The following is a 17,071-nucleotide window of genomic DNA, read 5'->3' on the forward strand; positions in this document are numbered from 1 at the left end:
CCCGGTTAGCCGCAGGTCACGGTGCCGCCCGCGGGGGCGGCGCCGTCGTCCAGCCGCTTGGCGTAGGCGTCGGGCGGGCCGGCCGGGCAGGAGGCCAGCGCCGCCTCCGCCGTCGGGAACGGGCCCAGGTAGACGGTGTGGATCAGCGTGCCGTCGTCGGACCGGCCGCGCAGCGACCCGCACGTCCCCTCGGTGGTGAACCAGCGGGCGCCGGGGGTCGCCTCCAGCAGCCGGACGACCGCCTCCTGGTAGCCGACCGGCGTGGTCACGCTGCCGACGACGAGCACGAAGGAGCCGTCGCACGGGGGGACGACGGGGGCCGGCAGGTCCTGCCCGGGCGGCGTGCTCTCCCGCGCCGACGGCGACGGGGCCGTGGCCGCGCCGCCGCTCCCGTCGCCGGGAGCGGCGGCGTCCCCGCCGAGCGAGACGTAGCCGGCGACCAGCCCGCCGCCGACGACCACGAAGCCCGCGAGCATCCACGCCAGCCAGCGGCCGGGTCGCACGGGACCGGCGGGCTCCACGCCGGCCGGGAGGGGCCGCCCGGCAGCTCCGGCCCGGACCGCCGGACCCACCGGCTCCGGCGGTTCGGGCGCACGGTGCCGTCCGGACCGCGGACGGCCACCGCCGTCCGCCGCACCGTCTCCCCCGTGGACCACCACCCGCGTTCCCCGTGCGCCTAGTGGACCGTGCGCAGCTCCGCGGCGATGGTCGTGTCGTCGCCGTGGCCGGTGCGGACGACGGTGTCGCCGTGCAGGGTCAGCAGCTTCGAGCGGATCGAGTTCACGATCGTCGGGTGGTCGCTGAACGACCGGCCGGTGGCGCCGGGGCCGCCGCAGAACAGCGTGTCGCCGGTGAAGACGGTGTTCAGGTCCGCCGAGTGCAGGCACGTGCTGCCCGGCGAGTGGCCGGGGGTGTGCAGCGCGACCAGCGTCGAGCCGGCGACGGTGAACGTCGTCCCCTCGGTGAGGTCGCGGTCGGGGTCGGCGGCCGGCTGGCTCTGGCCGTAGACCATGTCCCACAGCATGCGGTCGGCGGCGGGGAACCAGATCGGCGCGTCGACGGCCTCGCGCAGCGCGACCGCGGCGGTGATGTGGTCGTTGTGCCCGTGGGTGAGCACGATCCCGGCCACCTTCCGCCCGCCGACGGCCGCCACGATCGGCTCCGGGCGGTGCGGGGCGTCGATGACCAGCACCTGGTCGTCGTCGCCGACCAGCCAGACGTTGTTGTCGACGTCGAAGTCCTGCCCGTCGAGGGAGAAGACGCCGCTGACGACGGTCTTGTCGATGCGGGCCGCCATCAGAAGGTGACCACCGAGCGCAGCACGTCGCCGGAGTGCATCTTCTCGAAGGCCTGCTCGACGGCGTCCAGGCCGATGGTCTCGGAGACGAAGTCGTCGAGCGGGAAGCGGCCCTGCAGGTACAGGTCGACCAGCATCGGGAAGTCCCGGCTGGGCAGGCAATCGCCGTACCAGCTGGACTTGAGCGCCCCGCCGCGGCCGAACAGCTCGATCATCGGCAGCTCGATCTTCATGTCCGGGGTCGGGACGCCGACCAGCACGACCCGGCCGGCCAGGTCGCGGGCGTAGAAGGCCTGCTCGAACACCGCGGGGTGGCCGACCGCGTCGATCGCGACGTCGACCCCGAACCCGCCGGTGGCGGCCTTGATCGCCTCGACCGCGTCGGTCTCCTTCGAGTTCACCGTGTGGGTGGCGCCGAACTGCCGCGCCCACTCCAGCTTCCGGTCGTCGATGTCGACCGCGACGATCGTGGACGCCCCGGCCAGCTTGGCCCCGGCGATGGCGGCGTCCCCGACGCCGCCGCAGCCGAACACCGCGACCGACTCGCCGCGGCGCACGCCGCCGGTGTTGATCGCCGCGCCCACGCCGGCCATCACCCCGCAGCCCAGCAGGCCGGCGGCGGTGGCCGGCGCCTGCGGGTCGACCTTGGTGCACTGACCGGAGTGGACCAGCGTCTTCTCCACGAACGCGCCGATGCCCAGCGCCGGGGACAGCTCGGTGCCGTCGGTCAGCGTCATCTTCTGCGCGGCGTTGTGCGTGTTGAAGCAGTACTGCAGCTCGCCCTTGAGGCAGGCGCGGCACTGCCCGCACACCGCCCGCCAGTTCAGGACGACGAAGTCGCCGACCTCGACGTTGGTGACGCCCTCGCCGACCGCGGCGACCGTGCCGGCGGCCTCGTGGCCGAGCAGGAACGGGAAGTCGTCGTTGATCCCGCCCTCGCGGTAGTGCAGGTCGGTGTGGCAGACCCCGCAGGCCTGCACGTCGACGACCGCCTCGCCGGGGCCCGGGTCGGGCACCACGATCGTCTCGATGCTGACGGGGGCACCCTTGCTGCGGGCGACGACGCCCTTCACCTCGTAGGCCATGCCGCGAGCCTAGGGGGCGCCCGCCGGCGCCGCCCCGGCCCCGTCACCCGCCGGCGGAGGGCTGCGCGTACCGGCTGAGGAGGCGCGGGTCGGCGAGGGCGGCGGCCACGCAGGAGCCGATCCGGCCGTCCCTGTCGTACATCCACGCCGTGCCGACCCCGACGCCGCCGGCACCGGCGTGACCGGTGCCCTCCACCCCGATCCACTCCCCCACCGGGTCCCGGGCCAGGTACATCGTCAGATCGGCGTTGATGAACTCCAGCCCGCCCCGGCCGGAGTTGGCCACCGGGTTGGCGAAGTCGGCCATGAGCGCCGCCCGCAGGGCCGGGGTGAGCGGCTCGCCGGCGACGAAGGGCACCCGCTCGCGCAGCCACACCCGGCCCTGCTCGCCGTTCCACCCGCTGACCGGGCGGATCTCGAACGACATCGTCCCGCCGGTGGACCCCTCGACCGCCTCGGGCGGCGGCACGTCCCACGGTCGCGGTGCCCACGGCTCGCCCGGCGGGTGCTCGGACCGGCGCAGCAGGAGGGCCGAGCCGCGCGCCACCTCGACGTCCCCGTCCAGGACGGCGACGTCCACCGCCCGCAGCCGCCGCCCGTCACGGACGCGGCGGGCGGACACCCGCAGCGGGCGCATCGGCACCGGCCGCACCATGTCCACCGTCAGGCGGGACAGCTGCAGGTCCCCGTCGGGGGAGTCCCGCTGCACCCCCCACGCCACCAGGCCGCCCACGTGGTGGCCGTTGACCATGTCGTCCGACCAGGGGCTGCGGGCCCAGGCGGTCGGGACGAGCCGGTCGCCGTCGGGGGTGAACGACGCCTCCATCGCACCTCCACTCGCCGCGGCGGCCTGCCCGTCGCGGTCCCGCGAGCATGCCGGGGGCCGCCGGCCCTCCGGCGCGCGGGCCGCGCCGAGCGGACGTAGCGTCGTCCGGGGCCGTGACGTGACTCACGGCGGGCGAACACCAGCACCGACCGAGAGGGAGACCCGCCGTGGCCTTGCCGAGCTTCCTGGCCCGCGAGCGCATCGTGGCGCGCCCGGGCTTCAACCGGTGGCTGATCCCGCCGGCGGCCCTCGCCGTCCACCTGTGCATCGGGCAGGCCTACGCGACCAGCGTCTACAAGACCGCCCTGGTCGAGGACTTCCAGGTCAGCCAGACCGCGATCGGCATCGTCTTCTCGATCGCCATCGTCATGCTCGGCCTGTCCGCCGCGGTGTTCGGCACGTGGGTCGACAAGAACGGGCCGCGGGCGGCCATGTTCGTCTCCGCCATCTGCTGGTCGACCGGCTTCCTCGTCGGCTCGCTCGGCATCGCCACCGACCAGCTGTGGCTGCTCTACCTGGGCTACGGCGTCATCGGCGGCATCGGCCTGGGGATCGGCTACATCTCGCCGGTCTCGACGCTCATCAAGTGGTTCCCCGACCGGCCGGGCCTGGCCACCGGCATGGCGATCATGGGCTTCGGCGGTGGCGCGCTCATCGCCTCGCCGCTGTCCCGGCAGCTGATGGACCTCTACGACCCCGACTACGACGGGACGGCGGGCACCGTGCCGGACGGGAACGCGGTGGCGCTGCTGTTCCTGACCCTCGGGCTGGTCTACCTGGTCTTCATGCTCTTCGGCGCGACGATCATCCGGGTGCCGGCCGAGGGCTGGCGGCCCGACGGCTGGGACCCGGCGTCGGTGAAGCAGAAGGCGCTGGTCACCACGGAGAGCGTCTCGGCGGCCAACGCGATCAAGACACCGCAGTTCTGGCTGCTGTGGATCGTGCTGTTCTGCAACGTGACCGCGGGGATCGGCATCCTCGAGCAGGCCAGCCCGATGATCCAGGACTTCTTCCGGGACGACGAGGGCGACTCCAGCATCGCCCTGGCAGCCGCGACCGGCTTCGTCGGCGTCCTGTCGCTGTTCAACATGGCCGGCCGGTTCGTGTGGTCCTCGACGTCGGACTTCCTCGGCCGCAAGCCCAACTACATGATCTACCTCGGGGTGGGGCTGCTGCTCTACGTCGGCCTGGCCACCGTCGGCGACCGCGCGACCTGGCTGTTCGTGCTGCTCGCCGCGGTGATCATCTCGTTCTACGGCGGCGGCTTCGCCACGGTCCCGGCGTACCTGCGCGACCTGTTCGGCACCTTCCAGGTCGGCGCCATCCACGGCCGGCTGCTCACCGCCTGGTCGGCCGCGGGGGTCGCGGGTCCGCTCATCGTCAACGGCGTCCTGGACACCCAGGGCGAGCCGGGCACGCTGCAGGCGGCCAACTACCGGCCGGCGCTGTTCATCATGGTCGGCCTGCTCGCGATCGGGTTCGTGGCGAACCTGCTGGTGCGGCCGGTCGCGTCGAAGTGGCACGAGCCCACGTCGTCCACCGGCGCCGCGAGCGCCCCGACCCCCGAGCGGAGCGCCGCCCGATGAGCTCGTCGACCCAGTCGCAGGACGGTCAGCGGCCCACCCACACGCCGACCGGGCTCATCGCCTTCGCGTGGACCCTGGTCGGCATCCCGCTGGCCTACGGGCTCTACCAGACGGTGAAGACGGCGATCGAGCTCTTCACGAACTGACCGCCCCCCTCGCCTCAGCGGAGCGGGCGCAGCGGCAGGTGCTCGGAGAGGTCCGCGCGGTTGCCGCTCGCGCTGACCCGCCCCTCGGCGACGGCGTCGGCCCAGGTGGTCGCGCCCGTGGCCAGCCGCAGCCAGGTCGCGGCGTCGGTCTCGACGACGTTGGGCGGGGTGCCGCGGGTGTGCCGCGGCCCCGGCACGAGCTGGACGGCGACGTGCGGCGGCACCCGCAGCTCCACCGACCGGCCGGGCACCTGCTGGGCCAGCCAGCGGGTGCTCGTCTTCACCGCCGCGCCCAGCACCGACCGCGGCGGCTGCTCGGCCTCGCCGGCCAGCCAGGGCCGGACGGCGTCCACCGCGGCGCGCAGCTCCTCGGCGGGGATCGGCTGCGCGGCCATCAGCTCGTGGGGACCGTCCCCGCGGGGACGGTGCCGACGGCGTCCTCGGGCGAGCCGAACAGCGCAGGCAGGGTCGCGCTCCACGCCGCGCGCAGCTCGGCCAGCGGCAGCTCCGGCAGGCCCTCGACGGCGAGCGCGTCCCCGCCGGTGGTCCCCAGCTCGGTGACCTGCACGCCGGCCCACTGTGCGGTGGCGCGCACCGCCTCGGGGTCGGTCGTGGTGACCACGGCCCGCGCCGCCGACTCGCTGAACAGCGCGACGAACGGGTCGCCGTCCAGGCCCAGCCGGGCGCCGACGCCGTACCGCAGCGCCGACTCGGCGAGGGCCTGCGCCAGACCGCCGTCGGCCAGGTCGTGGGCGGAGGTCACCTGCCCCTCGCGGGACAGCGCGGCCAGCAGCTCGCCGAGGGACCGCTCGGCCTCCAGGTCGACCGCGGGCGGGCGTCCGCCGAGGTGGCCGTGGACGACGCTCGCCCATGCCGAGCCGCCGAGCTCCTCGCGGGTGGTGCCGAGCAGCAGCACGGTCTCGCCGGCGGCGCGCCAGCCGGTGGGCACGCGGCGGCGGACGTCGTCGTGCACGCCCAGCACGCCGATCACCGGCGTCGGGTTGATCGCGACGTCACCGGTCTGGTTGTAGAGGCTGACGTTGCCGCCGGTGACCGGCAGGCCCAGCTCGCGGCAGGCGTCGGCCAGGCCGCGGACGGCCTCGGCGAACTGCCACATCACCTCGGGGTTCTCCGGGGAGCCGAAGTTGAGGCAGTTGGTGACGGCCAGCGGGGTCGCGCCGCTCACCGCGACGTTGCGGTAGGCCTCGGCGAGGTTGAGCTGCGCACCGGTGTAGGGGTCGAGCCGGGCGAAGCGGGCGTTGCCGTCGAGCGCCAGGGCGATGCCGCGGTGCGACTCCTCGTCGATGCGGACGACGCCGGCGTCCTCGGGCTGCGCGAGCACGGTGTTGCCGCGCACGTAGCGGTCGTACTGCTCGGTGACCCAAGACTTGTCGGCGCCGTCGGGGCTGGCGACGACCGCCAGCCAGTGCGCCTGCAGCTCCTCGGGCGTGCCCGGGCGGGCGAGCCGGGCGGCGTCGTCGGCCTGCAGCGCGTCGAGGTCGGCCGGGCGGGCCATCGGCCGCTCGTAGACCGGGCCCTCGTGGGCGACCGTCCGCGGCGGGACGTCGACGATCCGCTCGCCGTGCCAGTCCACGGTCAGCCGGTCGCCGTCGGTGACCTCACCGATGACGGCGGCCAGCACGTCCCACTTGCGGCAGACGGCGAGGAAGGCGTCGACCTTGTCCGGCTCGACGATCGCGCACATGCGCTCCTGCGACTCGCTCATCAGGATCTCGGCCGGGGTCAGCGTCGAGTCGCGCAGCGGCACCCGGTCGAGGTCGACGTGCATGCCGCCGGTGCCGGCGCTGGCCAGCTCGCTGGTCGCGCAGGAGAGGCCGGCGCCGCCGAGGTCCTGGATGCCGGTGACCAGGTCGGCGGCGAAGATCTCCAGGCACGCCTCGATGAGCAGCTTCTCGGTGAACGGGTCGCCGACCTGGACGCTGGGGCGCTTGGCCGGGCCCTCGGCGTCGAAGGTCTCGCTGGCGAGCACGCTCACGCCGCCGATGCCGTCGCCGCCGGTGCGGGCGCCGAAGAGGATCACTTTGTTGCCGACGCCCTCGGCCTTGGCCAGGTGCACGTCCTCGTGCCGCATGACCCCGACGCACAGCGCGTTGACCAGCGGATTGCCGGCGTAGCACTCGTCGAACAGCAGCTCGCCGCCGATGTTGGGCAGGCCCAGGCAGTTGCCGTAGCCGCCCACGCCGGCCACGACGCCGGGCAGCACCCGGGCGGTGTCGGCGGCGTCGGCGCGGCCGAAGCGCAGCGAGTCCATGACGGCGACCGGGCGGGCGCCCATCGTGAGGATGTCGCGGACGATGCCGCCGACCCCGGTCGCCGCGCCCTGGTAGGGCTCGACGTAGCTCGGGTGGTTGTGCGACTCGACCTTGAAGGTCACCGCGTAGCCGTCGCCGACGTCGACCACGCCGGCGTTCTCGCCGATGCCGACCAGCAGCGCCTCGCTGCGGGGGAGGTCGCCGAAGCGGCGCAGGTGCACCTTCGAGCTCTTGTAGGAGCAGTGCTCGCTCCACATCACCGAGTACATGGCCAGCTCGGCGGTGGTGGGCCGGCGGCCGAGGATCTCGCGGATGCGGGCGTACTCGTCGGCCTCGAGCCCCAGCTCGGAGTAGGGCTGCTCGGCGTCCGGGGTGCTCGCCGCGAGCTCGACGGTGTCGAGCCGGTTCGCGAGCCGGCCGGGGCCGGTGTCGAGGTCGGAGAGCCCGGCGGTGGCCGACTCGCTCATGCGCTGACGACCGCCTTCAGGACGCTGGTGAAGAACCCGAGGCCGTCGGTGCTCGGGCCGGTGAGCTCCTCGACGGCGTGCTCCGGGTGCGGCATGAGACCGACGACGCGGCCGTCCTCGCTGGTCACCCCGGCGATGTCGTTGAGGCTGCCGTTGGGGTTGCCGCCGACGTAGCGGACGGCGACCCGGCCCTCACCCTCGAGCCGCTCGAGGTCGGCCGGGGCGGCCACGTACCGGCCCTCGCCGTTCTTGACCGGGACGACGATCGTCTGGCCGGTCGCGTAGTCCGACGTCCACGCGGTGTCGGCGCGCTCGATCCGCAGCTGCTGGTCGCGGTTGCGGAAGTGCAGGTGGGCGTTGCGGTGCAGGGCGCCGGGCAGCAGGCCGGCCTCGCAGAGCACCTGGAAGCCGTTGCAGATGCCGAGGACGGGCAGGCCGGTGCGCGCGGCCGCGACGACGTCCTGCATCAGCGGCGAACGGGCGGCGATGGCGCCGGCGCGTAGGTAGTCGCCGTAGGAGAAGCCCCCGGGGAGGACGACGGCGTCGACGTCCTTCAGGTCGTGGTCGCCGTGCCACAGCGCGACGGGCTCGCCGCCGGCCAGGCGGACCGCGCGGGCGGCGTCGACGTCGTCCAGGGAGCCCGGGAAGGTGATGACACCGATGCGCAAGGGGTCTTCCTCAGTCGGTCGGGAGGTGCAGCTCGACGTCCTCGATGACGGGGTTGGCGAGCAGGTTCTCGGCGATCTCGCGGAGCTCCGCCTCGTCGGGCGTGCCCTCGACCTCGAGGACGAAGTGCTTGCCCTGGCGGACGCCGGTCACCCCGCTGTGCCCCAGCCGGCCGAGGGCGCCGAGCACCGCCTGCCCCTGGGGGTCGGAGATCTCCGGCTTGAGGACGACGTCGACGACCACCCGCGGCACGGTTCCCGAGCCTACCCGGCACCGTCGCACACCCCGGAGGCCGGTGACGTGCACCGCGGGTACCCGCGAGATCTGCACACTCGGGGCTCTCAGGGAGCTGAAGGCCCCGAGTGTGCAGATCTCGTCAGCGGAGAGCGGCCCGGATCGCGGCGACGACGGCCTCCGGACGGCCGAGGACGTCGGCGGAGCTGAACCGCAGGATCGTCCAGCCCGCCAGCACCAGCCCGTTCTGCCGCCTCAGGTCCCGCACGAAGACGTCGCGCTCCCGGTGGACCTCGCCGTCGAACTCCACGAGCACCCGTCGGTCCGGCCATGCCATGTCGACCTGCCCGACGAACCCCCGGTCGTCGTGCACGACGTGCTGCAGGACCGGAGCAGGTAGCCGCGCGGCGTGCAGCAGCCACCGCAGCACCGACTCCATGGGCGAACCGGCCCGCTGATCGGCCAGCGGGAGCACCGCACGCGCCCGGGCCGCGCCGCGGCCGGAGGGGCGGAGCTCGAGCTGCCGGCGCAGGTCGTCGGCCGTGCCGTGCCGCTGGAGCATCTGGTCGGCGACCGCGAGCAGCGGCGCCTCGGCGAGGACCGCGGCGAGGTCCCGCCAGGTCCGCGCGGGAGTCGTGACGCGGAAGCGCCGCCGGCTCGTCACCTCGCCGGCGGTCAGGGGGCTGCGGTGGATCGCGCGGTCGGCTCGGCCGCGGACCGCCGACCCGGTGGAGACGGTGATGTGGATGCGGACGTCGGTCGGCTGCAGGGGGATCTCGACGTCCCACAGCACCGCGGCCGTCCCGTGGCTGACGACAGCCCCGGGAGGGGCTGTCATGACGACGGCCTCGATGCGGGCGCCGAGATCGGCTGCCGTCGCCTTCGGGAGGTAGGTGTCCCGGGACATCCGGACGACGTCCCGTCGGCGGAGCTCGTCGTCGCCGATCCCGGCTTCACGCGCCCTCGCACGGGTCGCCGGGCCGGTCAGTCGGGTGGGCACGCGTCTCCTCGGCACCGGGGCAGGGTGGTCCGAAGGGCGCCTCACCCGCTCGCGCCGTCCACAGCCCTGCGCGAGATCTGCACACTCGGGGCTTTCACATAGCGGAAAGCCCCGAGTGTGCAGATCTCGCGGAAGGGGTCAGGCGAAGGAGCGGCCGGTCAGCTTCTCGTAGGCGGTCACGTAGCGCTCGCGGGTCGCGGCGACGACGTCGTCCGGGAGCTCCGGTGGCGGGGAGACGCGGTCCCAGCCCGACGAGGTCAGCCAGTCGCGCACGAACTGCTTGTCGAACGACGGCTGCGCGGCGCCCGGCGACCAGGTGATCGCCGGCCAGAAGCGCGAGGAGTCGGGTGTCAGCACCTCGTCGCCGAGGGTCAGCCGGCCGTCCGACGACGTCCCGAACTCGAACTTCGTGTCGGCCAGCACGATCCCGGCCTCGAGGGCGATCTCCGCACCGCGCCGGTAGAGCGCCAGCGTCAGCTCGCGCAGCTCCGCCGCCCGCGCGGACCCCACCAGCGACTCCACGGTCGCGAAGTCGATCGCCTCGTCGTGCTCGCCGAGCTCGGCCTTGGTCGACGGCGTGAACACCGGCTCGGGCAGCTGCGAGCCCTCGACCAGCCCGGCCGGCAGCGGGACGTCGCGGATCGAGCCGGTCCGCTGGTACTCGGCCGTGCCGGAGCCGGAGAGGTACCCGCGGGCCACGCACTCGACCGGGAGCATCGACAGCCGCCGCACGAGCATGGCCCGCCCCGCCACCGACTCCGGCACGTCGGTCGCCGACACCAGGTGGTGGGTCGCGCCGAACGAGTCCAGCACCGGCGCCAGCTGCTCGAACCACCACACCGACAGCGCCGTCAGCACCCGGCCCTTGTCCGGGATCGGCGTGGGCAGCACGTGGTCGTAGGCGGAGATGCGGTCCGACGCCACGAGCAACAGGCGGTCGGCGCCGGCGTCGTAGACCTCGCGCACCTTGCCCCGGGCGACGAGCGGCAGGTCGAGCATCAGGTCAGCGCCGCGACGCGCTCGAACAGCGGGTCGAGCTGGGTGACGTACCGCTCGGGCCGGCAGATCTCGTCCAGCCGCGCCTCGTCGAGGGTGACCCCGGCGGCCTCCGCGCGGGCGCGCAGGGTGGCGCGGAACGGCGTCCCGGTGTTCCACGTCTCCATCGCCGCGCCCTGCACCAGCGCGTAGGCGTCCTCCCGGGACAGCCCGCTCTCCACCACCTCGAGCAGCACCGAGGAGGTGTAGATCAGCCCGCCGGTGAGGTCGAGGTTGTCGCGCATCCGCTGCACGTCGACGACGAGGTTCTCCACCAGCCCGGTGGTCAGGTGCAGCAGGTAGTCGGTGGTGATCGCCGCGTCGGGCAGGAAGACCCGCTCGGTCGAGGAGTGCGAGATGTCCCGCTCGTGCCAGAGCGGGATGCCCTCCATGACGGGGACGACGGCGGCGCGCACCACCCGTGCGAGCCCGGCGATGCGCTCCGAGCGGATCGGGTTCTTCTTGTGCGGCATCGCGCTGGAGCCCTTCTGGCCCGAGCCGAACGCCTCCGACAGCTCCCGCACCTCCGTGCGCTGACCGTGCCGCACCTCCAGCGCCACCGTCTCGCAGACGGTCGCGACGATCGCCAGCGCGGCGACCCACTCGCTGATCGAGTCGCGCAGCACCACCTGGGTGGAGGCGTCGGCCGGCCGCAGCCCGAGGGCCTCGGCCACGGCCACCTCGACGGAGGGGTCGATGAGCGAGTACGTGCCCACCGCCCCGGAGATCGCGACGACGCCGACCCGGTCGCGGGCCGCGCGCAGCCGGTCGCGGGAGCGCGCGGCGGCGAAGGCGATGTCGGCGACCCGGTGGCCCCACACGTCGGGCTCGGCGTGCACGCCGTGGGTGCGGCCCACCTTGATCGTGTGCCGGTGGGCCAGGGCGTGGTCGCGGAGGACGGCGACGAACCGGTCGAGCCGGGCCAGCAGCAGGTCGCTGGCCTCGGTGAGCTGGACGGCGAGCGCGGTGTCCAGCAGGTCCGACGACGTCATGCCGTGGTGCACGTAGGCGGCGGCCGAGCGCGGCTCGGTGTTGTCGGCCCAGGCGGAGAGGAAGGCGATGACGTCGTGCTGCGTCGTCTCCTCGATCTCCGCGACCCGCTCGGGCGTGGGCGGCGGCGCGGTGCGCACCGGCTCCACCACGTCGGCCGGCACCCGCCCGGCGGCCGCGTGCGCCTCCAGGACCAGGGTCTCCACCCGGCACCAGAGCTCGTACTTGTGCTCGTCGCTCCAGACCCGGCCCATCTCGGGGAGCGTGTAGCGGTCGATCATGCGGGTACCGCCCGCGTCCGGTCAGCTCGTCGCAGCACGGGGACAGTCTCCCGCAGCGCTAGCGTGATCATGGACCCCCCTGCCGGCCGGCCGATCGGAGGACGCGATGCTGCGACGGGCCAGCGAGCTGGTCGGGCGGGCACGCGAGCGGATCCGTGCCGCCGCCGAGGCCGATCCGCACGGCTGGCACAGCCGCGACGAGGACCGCTCGATCCTGGTGCAGGACGACGAGGCGCCGGGCCCCGACGGCCCGCTCGACGCCGCTCCCGACGGGGAGCCCACCGGTCCGACGCGGCCGCCGCTGGGCAGCCCCGAGCCCGGCGCCCCGGACCTCGACGGCGCGATCGGCCCGGGCGGCGTCAGCGGACCGCCCAGCCCCGCGGCGCCGCGCCGTCGCCGTCCCGACCCCCGCACGGTGGGCGACGCGAGCGTCCCCAGCGGCCTGCGCACCGCCGCGGCGTGGTCGTGGCGGCTGATCGTCGTCCTGGTCGGGGCGTACGTGCTGCTCTCGGCGGCGGCCTACGTCGCGGTCGTGGTCGTGCCGGTGATCGTGGCCCTGCTGCTGGCGGCGCTGCTGCAGCCGGGCGCGGCCGCGCTGGTGCGGCACGGCTGGCCCCGGGCCCTGGCGGCGTTCGCGATGCTGCTGGTGGGGCTCGGCGTCGTCGCCGGCATCATCACGCTGGTCGTCGAGCGCTTCATCGACGGCTTCGAGGACCTCTCCGAGCAGGTCACCGCCGGCCTCGAGCAGGTGCGCGACTACGTCGTCGAGACCTTCCCGGTCACCGAGCGCCAGCTCGACCAGGCGCTGGAGCAGGCCCGGGAGTTCTTCGCCGGCAACCAGGACGAGATCGCCTCCGGGGCGATCGACACGGCGGCCACGGTCGGCGAGGTGTTCACCGGCATCGTGCTGGCGCTGTTCACGCTGTTCTTCTTCCTCAAGGACGGCCGCTCGATCTGGCTGTGGCTGGTCGGCCTCATGCCGGTCGACGCCCGCGCGTACGTCGACGAGGCCGCCCGCCGCGCGTGGCGCACGCTCATCTCCTACGTGCGCGCCACCGTCGCCGTCGCCCTGGTCGACGCCGTCGGCATCGGCGTCGGGCTGGCGATCCTGCAGGTGCCGCTGGTCATCCCGCTGGCCGCGCTGGTCTTCCTCGGGGCATTCGTCCCGATCATCGGCTCGTTCCTGGCCGGGTCGGTCGCGGTGCTGGTGGCCCTGGTCGCGGTCGGGCCGATCAAGGCGCTGATCGCGCTGGCGATCGTCGTCCTGGTCATGCAGCTGGAGGGGCACGTGCTGCAGCCGCTGCTGCTCGGCCGCGCGGTGCACGTGCACCCGCTGGCCGTCGTGCTCGCGATCGCCTCGGGCCTGCTGGTCGCGGGCATCTTCGGCGCGCTGATCGCGGTGCCGATCGTCGCCTGCGCCAACGTGGCCGGCACCTACCTGGCCCGCCGGCACGACGGGCCGCGGCCGCCCGAGCCGCGGCCCGAGCGCGCGCGGCCGGCGGTCGGCGTGCGCTAGGCGTCCCTCACGCCTGGGCCGGCGGGACGGCGATGCGGCCCTCGACGGCAGCCAGGGCGATGTCGCTGCGCCAGTGCGCGCCGGCCAGCCGCACGGCCGCGACCCGCTCGTAGGCGGCCTGGCGGGCGGCGGCGAGGTCGGGCCCGGTCGCGGTGACGGCGAGGACCCGGCCGCCGGCCGAGCGCACGGTCCCGTCGGCGTCGGCCGTGGTGCCGGCGTGCAGGACGCCCGCGCCGTCGGCCCCGCTGATCGGGTCCCCGGTCCGCGGCCGCTCCGGATAGCCCTCGGCGGCGACGACGACGGTCACCGCGGCGCCCTCCCGCCAGCGCAGCGACGGGTGCTCGGCGAGGGTGCCGGTGGCCGCCGCGTGCAGCAGCCCACCCAGGGGCGACTCCAGCAGCGGCAGCACGACCTGCGTCTCCGGGTCGCCGAAGCGCGCGTTGAACTCGACCACCCGCACCCCGCGGGAGGTCAGCGCCAGCCCGGCGTAGAGCAGCCCGGAGAAGGGCTCCCCGCGGCGGGCCATCTCGTCGACGGTCGGCTGCAGCACGGTGGCCAGCACCTCGTCGACCAGGCCGGGCGGCGCCCAGGGCAGCGGGGCGTAGGCGCCCATGCCGCCGGTGTTGGGGCCGGCGTCGCCGTCGTCGCGCCGCTTGTGGTCCTGCGCCGGCAGCAGCGGGAGCACCGTCGTCCCGTCGGTGACGGCGAACAGCGACACCTCCGGGCCGTCGAGGTACTCCTCGACGAGCACCGCGCCGCCGGCCTCCAGCACCGCGCGCCCGTGGGCGAGGGCGGCGTCGCGGTCGGTGGTGACGACGACGCCCTTGCCGGCGGCCAGGCCGTCGTCCTTGACCACGTACGGGGCGCCGGGCGACAGCGCGCCGGCCTCGTCGAGCGCGGTCCGGAGCTCCGCCGGCCCGCCGACCGGCCACGACCGGGCGGTGGGCACGCCGGCGGCGGCCATGACGTGCTTGGCGAAGGACTTGCTGCCCTCCAGCTGCGCGGCCTGCGCCGACGGGCCGAAGCACGCGATCCCGGCTTCGCGGACGGCGTCGGCGGCGCCGGCCACCAGCGGCACCTCGGGCCCGACGACGACCAGGTCGGCGCCCCACCCGGTGGCGAGCGCGGCCACGGCGACCGGGTCGGCGACGTCCAGCGGCGCCGCCTCGGCGATCGCCCGCGTGCCGGCGTTCCCCGGCGCGCAGGCCAGCGCGGTCACCGCGGGGTCGGACTGCAGAGCCACGCACAGGGCGTGCTCCCGGGCACCGGAGCCGATCACGAGCACGCGCACGGAGCGCGACCCTACCGTTGGAGGACCCCGTCCTCCCCACCCCTCGCGAGCTCGGGGCGGTGCCCTGGACGGGGCCTAGCGCAGCCGGTTCGGCTGGGCGCGGTAGGCCCGGAACGCGGCACGGACCCGGGCGTTCTCCTCGGCGCGGGCGCGGGCGTCGGACCGCAGCGCCTGGCGGTGCGCCTCGGCCTGCAGCTTGCGCCACCCGGCGAGGCGGGCGAGGTCCAGCGCGCCGCTCTCGACCGCCGCGAGGACGGCGCAGCCCGGTTCGGTCCGGTGCCGGCAGTCGCGGAAGCGGCAGGACACGGCCAGGTCGGCGACGTCGGCGTAGGTGGTGTCGATGCCCTCGACGTCGGCCATGCCTCCGACGAGGGCGAGCTCGCGCATGCCGGGGGTGTCGACGAGCAGACCCCCGCCGGGCAGCCGGTGCAGCTCCCGCGCGGTGGTGGTGTGCCGGCCCCGGCGGTCGGCCGAGCGCACCTCGCCGGTGGCCACGAGCTCCTCCCCGACCAGGGCGTTCACCAGGCTGGACTTCCCGACGCCGGAGGGGCCCACCATGGCCGCCGTCCGGCCCGGGCCCAGCAGGGCGCGCAGCGCGTCGAGCCCCTCGCCGGTCACCGCGCTGACGGCGAGGACGTCGACCCCGGGCAGCGCCGCGGCGATGTCGGCGACGTCGCCGGCCGGGTCGTCGGACAGGTCGGCCTTGGTCAGGACGACGACGGGCGTGGCCCCGCTGCCCCAGGCGACGGCCAGGTAGCGCTCGATCCGGCGCATGCGGGCCGGTCCGCCCAGCGCGTCGACGACGAGGACGGTGTCGAGGTCGGCCGCGACCACCTGCGGCGTGGAGGTGCGGCCGGCGGAGGTGCGCACGAACGCCGTCCGCCGCGGCAGCACGGCCACGGCCAGCTCGCCGCGGAGGGCGACCCAGTCGCCGACGGCCGGGCCCGTCCCCTCCCACACGGCCGGGGACGGGTGCACGCGGCGTTCCCCCGCGGCGGTCCAGACGGTGAGCAGGCCGCGGTCGACGCGCGCCACCCGCGCCGGGTCCGTGCCGGCGGGCAGCTCGGCCGCGCGGTCGTCGTCCCACCCGAGGGATGCGAGGTCGTCCACGCCGGAGATGGTGGGCCGGGCGGCCGGTGGTGTCGCGTGGATTTCCTGGTCCCCGCGGGGTCAAGGTCCGGCCCGGGCGCGCCGACACAGGGGTATGACCCGGTCGTCGACACGCGACTTTCGTCACACGCGCCCCGCTGGTGGGTCCGTGACCTGCGCGTCTGCCGAATCGTGCGGGAAACGCCGCACGGCGTTCGCCATGCGTCCACCTGGGTGGGGTGTTCTAGGGACATGCACGCGACCGTGTCGCAGGCAATCAGTCCTGTGACCCGCTTCCCCCGTCCCGTGATCGTCGGCCACCGAGGCGCCCCGGCCTACCGCCCGGAGCACACCGCCGCCAGCTACGAGCTCGCGATCGACCTCGGCGCCGACCTGATCGAGCCCGACGTCGTGGTGAGCAAGGACGGCGCCCTCGTCGTCCGCCACGAGAACGAGCTCTCCCGGACCACCGACATCTCGGTGCGACCGGAGTTCGCCGACCGCCGCACGACCCGCGTGGTGGGCGACAAGGAGCGCACCGGCTGGTTCGCCGAGGACCTCACCCTCGCCGAGCTGCGGACGCTGCGGGCCATGGAGCGCATGCCGGACATGCGGCCGCTGAACACCGCCTACGACCGGCAGTTCGGCATCCTCACCCTGGCCGAGGTCGTGGAGATCGCCCGCCGCCGGTCGACCCCGCTGCGCCCGATCCGCGTGCTGGCCGAGCTGAAGAAGCCGACCTGGTCGGCCGAGCAGGGGCTGCCGATGAACGAGCTCGTCGCCGCGGAGCTGCGCCGCCTCGACGCCGTCTCCCCCGACGGCACGGTCGTCGTGCAGACCTTCGACGCCGCGGGCCTGCGGGAGCTGCGCGGCATGCTCGGCGACGACGGCCCGACGATGTACCAGCTCGTCGACGACGCCCCCGAGGGCGACCAGCTGCTGACCAACGCCGGACTGCGCGGCATCTCGACGTACGCACAGGGCATCGCGCCCAGCCGGCACCGGATCCTGCCCCGCGACGCCGAGGGCTACCTGACCGGCGTGACCGACCTCGTCGCCCGGGCGCACCAGGCCGGTCTCGCGGTGGTCCCCTGGACGCTGCGCGCGGAGAACCTCTTCCTCCCCCGGCACCTGCAGCTGGGCGACGACCCGGCCGCCACCGGCGACGCGGCCGGCGAGGCCCGGCTGCTGCTCGGCCTGGGCGTCGACGGCCTGATCACCGACTCCCCCGAGGTCGCCGTCGCCGTCCGCGAGGAGCTCGCGCCCGTCGCCACCGCCGCCTGAGGGAG

The 17,071-nt window shown here is 74.9% G+C and carries 17 protein-coding genes; 4 read left to right on the forward strand and 13 right to left on the reverse strand.

The window, feature by feature from the left end; genetic code table 11:
* Positions 1–5: 5 nt before the first annotated feature.
* From ACI8AX_RS09095 to ACI8AX_RS09110, 4 genes are all read right to left on the reverse strand, one after another.
* Positions 6–503, reverse strand: a complete 498-nt coding sequence (locus ACI8AX_RS09095; RefSeq protein ID WP_456549482.1) for a hypothetical protein — start codon at positions 501–503, stop codon at positions 6–8.
* 173 nt (positions 504–676) lie between these two features.
* Complete coding sequence (locus tag ACI8AX_RS09100; RefSeq protein WP_456549483.1) at positions 677–1,297, reverse strand: MBL fold metallo-hydrolase; 621 nt, start codon at positions 1,295–1,297, stop codon at positions 677–679.
* Positions 1,297–2,382 carry an S-(hydroxymethyl)mycothiol dehydrogenase gene (locus tag ACI8AX_RS09105; RefSeq protein ID WP_456549484.1) on the reverse strand — a complete coding sequence of 362 codons (1,086 nt, stop codon included), beginning with the start codon at positions 2,380–2,382 and terminating at the stop codon, positions 1,297–1,299. The genes ACI8AX_RS09100 and ACI8AX_RS09105 overlap by 1 nt, the downstream gene beginning before the upstream one ends.
* 43 nt (positions 2,383–2,425) lie before the next feature.
* Positions 2,426–3,208, reverse strand: coding sequence for an acyl-CoA thioesterase domain-containing protein (locus tag ACI8AX_RS09110; RefSeq protein WP_456549485.1), 783 nt, complete (start codon positions 3,206–3,208; stop codon positions 2,426–2,428).
* Positions 3,209–3,375: 167 nt separating this feature from the next.
* Between ACI8AX_RS09110 and ACI8AX_RS09115 the strand changes: the two genes are divergently transcribed.
* Positions 3,376–4,794 carry an L-lactate MFS transporter gene (locus tag ACI8AX_RS09115; protein ID WP_456549486.1) on the forward strand — a complete coding sequence of 473 codons (1,419 nt, stop codon included), beginning with the start codon at positions 3,376–3,378 and terminating at the stop codon, positions 4,792–4,794.
* A complete protein-coding gene (locus ACI8AX_RS09120; RefSeq protein ID WP_456549487.1) occupies positions 4,791–4,940 on the forward strand; it encodes an MFS transporter small subunit in 150 nt (49 codons plus the stop codon). The genes ACI8AX_RS09115 and ACI8AX_RS09120 overlap by 4 nt, the downstream gene beginning before the upstream one ends.
* A gap of 14 nt (positions 4,941–4,954) precedes the next feature.
* Here the strand turns inward: ACI8AX_RS09120 and ACI8AX_RS09125 are convergent, their stop codons facing one another.
* The 7 genes from ACI8AX_RS09125 to purB form a co-directional block, all read right to left on the reverse strand.
* Complete coding sequence (locus ACI8AX_RS09125) at positions 4,955–5,335, reverse strand: sterol carrier family protein (protein ID WP_456549488.1); 381 nt, start codon at positions 5,333–5,335, stop codon at positions 4,955–4,957.
* The gene (gene purL / locus ACI8AX_RS09130) at positions 5,335–7,680 is read right to left on the reverse strand and encodes a phosphoribosylformylglycinamidine synthase subunit PurL (RefSeq protein WP_456549489.1); all 2,346 of its coding nucleotides are present in this window, start codon (positions 7,678–7,680) and stop codon (positions 5,335–5,337) included. Before purL ends, ACI8AX_RS09125 begins: the two co-directional genes overlap by 1 nt.
* Complete coding sequence (gene purQ, locus ACI8AX_RS09135; RefSeq protein ID WP_456549490.1) at positions 7,677–8,348, reverse strand: phosphoribosylformylglycinamidine synthase subunit PurQ; 672 nt, start codon at positions 8,346–8,348, stop codon at positions 7,677–7,679. The genes purL and purQ overlap by 4 nt, the downstream gene beginning before the upstream one ends.
* A gap of 10 nt (positions 8,349–8,358) precedes the next feature.
* Positions 8,359–8,598: a phosphoribosylformylglycinamidine synthase subunit PurS gene (gene purS / locus ACI8AX_RS09140; RefSeq protein ID WP_409328527.1), complete on the reverse strand. Its 240-nt coding sequence runs from the start codon at positions 8,596–8,598 to the stop codon at positions 8,359–8,361.
* 124 nt (positions 8,599–8,722) lie between these two features.
* Positions 8,723–9,580 carry a DUF559 domain-containing protein gene (locus ACI8AX_RS09145; RefSeq protein ID WP_456549491.1) on the reverse strand — a complete coding sequence of 286 codons (858 nt, stop codon included), beginning with the start codon at positions 9,578–9,580 and terminating at the stop codon, positions 8,723–8,725.
* 138 nt (positions 9,581–9,718) lie between these two features.
* Entirely contained in the window at positions 9,719–10,579 is an 861-nt protein-coding gene (locus tag ACI8AX_RS09150) for a phosphoribosylaminoimidazolesuccinocarboxamide synthase (RefSeq protein ID WP_456549492.1), read from the reverse strand.
* On the reverse strand, positions 10,579–11,886 hold the full coding sequence (gene purB / locus ACI8AX_RS09155; protein ID WP_456549493.1) for an adenylosuccinate lyase: 1,308 nt from the start codon (positions 11,884–11,886) through the stop codon (positions 10,579–10,581). Before purB ends, ACI8AX_RS09150 begins: the two co-directional genes overlap by 1 nt.
* Before the next feature lie 106 nt (positions 11,887–11,992).
* Here purB and ACI8AX_RS09160 point away from each other — a divergent pair, with 106 nt between their 5' ends.
* On the forward strand, positions 11,993–13,402 hold the full coding sequence (locus tag ACI8AX_RS09160; RefSeq protein WP_456549494.1) for an AI-2E family transporter: 1,410 nt from the start codon (positions 11,993–11,995) through the stop codon (positions 13,400–13,402).
* 7 nt (positions 13,403–13,409) lie between these two features.
* Here the strand turns inward: ACI8AX_RS09160 and purD are convergent, their stop codons facing one another.
* Both purD and rsgA read right to left on the reverse strand, forming a co-directional pair.
* Positions 13,410–14,693: a phosphoribosylamine--glycine ligase gene (gene purD / locus ACI8AX_RS09165; protein WP_456549495.1), complete on the reverse strand. Its 1,284-nt coding sequence runs from the start codon at positions 14,691–14,693 to the stop codon at positions 13,410–13,412.
* Positions 14,694–14,768: 75 nt separating this feature from the next.
* Positions 14,769–15,803, reverse strand: coding sequence for a ribosome small subunit-dependent GTPase A (gene rsgA, locus ACI8AX_RS09170; protein WP_456549496.1), 1,035 nt, complete (start codon positions 15,801–15,803; stop codon positions 14,769–14,771).
* A 264-nt stretch (positions 15,804–16,067) separates the two neighbouring features.
* On the opposite strand from rsgA, the gene ACI8AX_RS09175 reads away from it, so the two are divergent.
* Positions 16,068–17,066, forward strand: coding sequence for a glycerophosphodiester phosphodiesterase family protein (locus ACI8AX_RS09175; RefSeq protein WP_456549497.1), 999 nt, complete (start codon positions 16,068–16,070; stop codon positions 17,064–17,066).
* The last annotated feature ends 5 nt before the right edge of the window (positions 17,067–17,071 follow it).

This window comes from Blastococcus sp. SYSU D00813 (genome assembly GCF_054050735.1).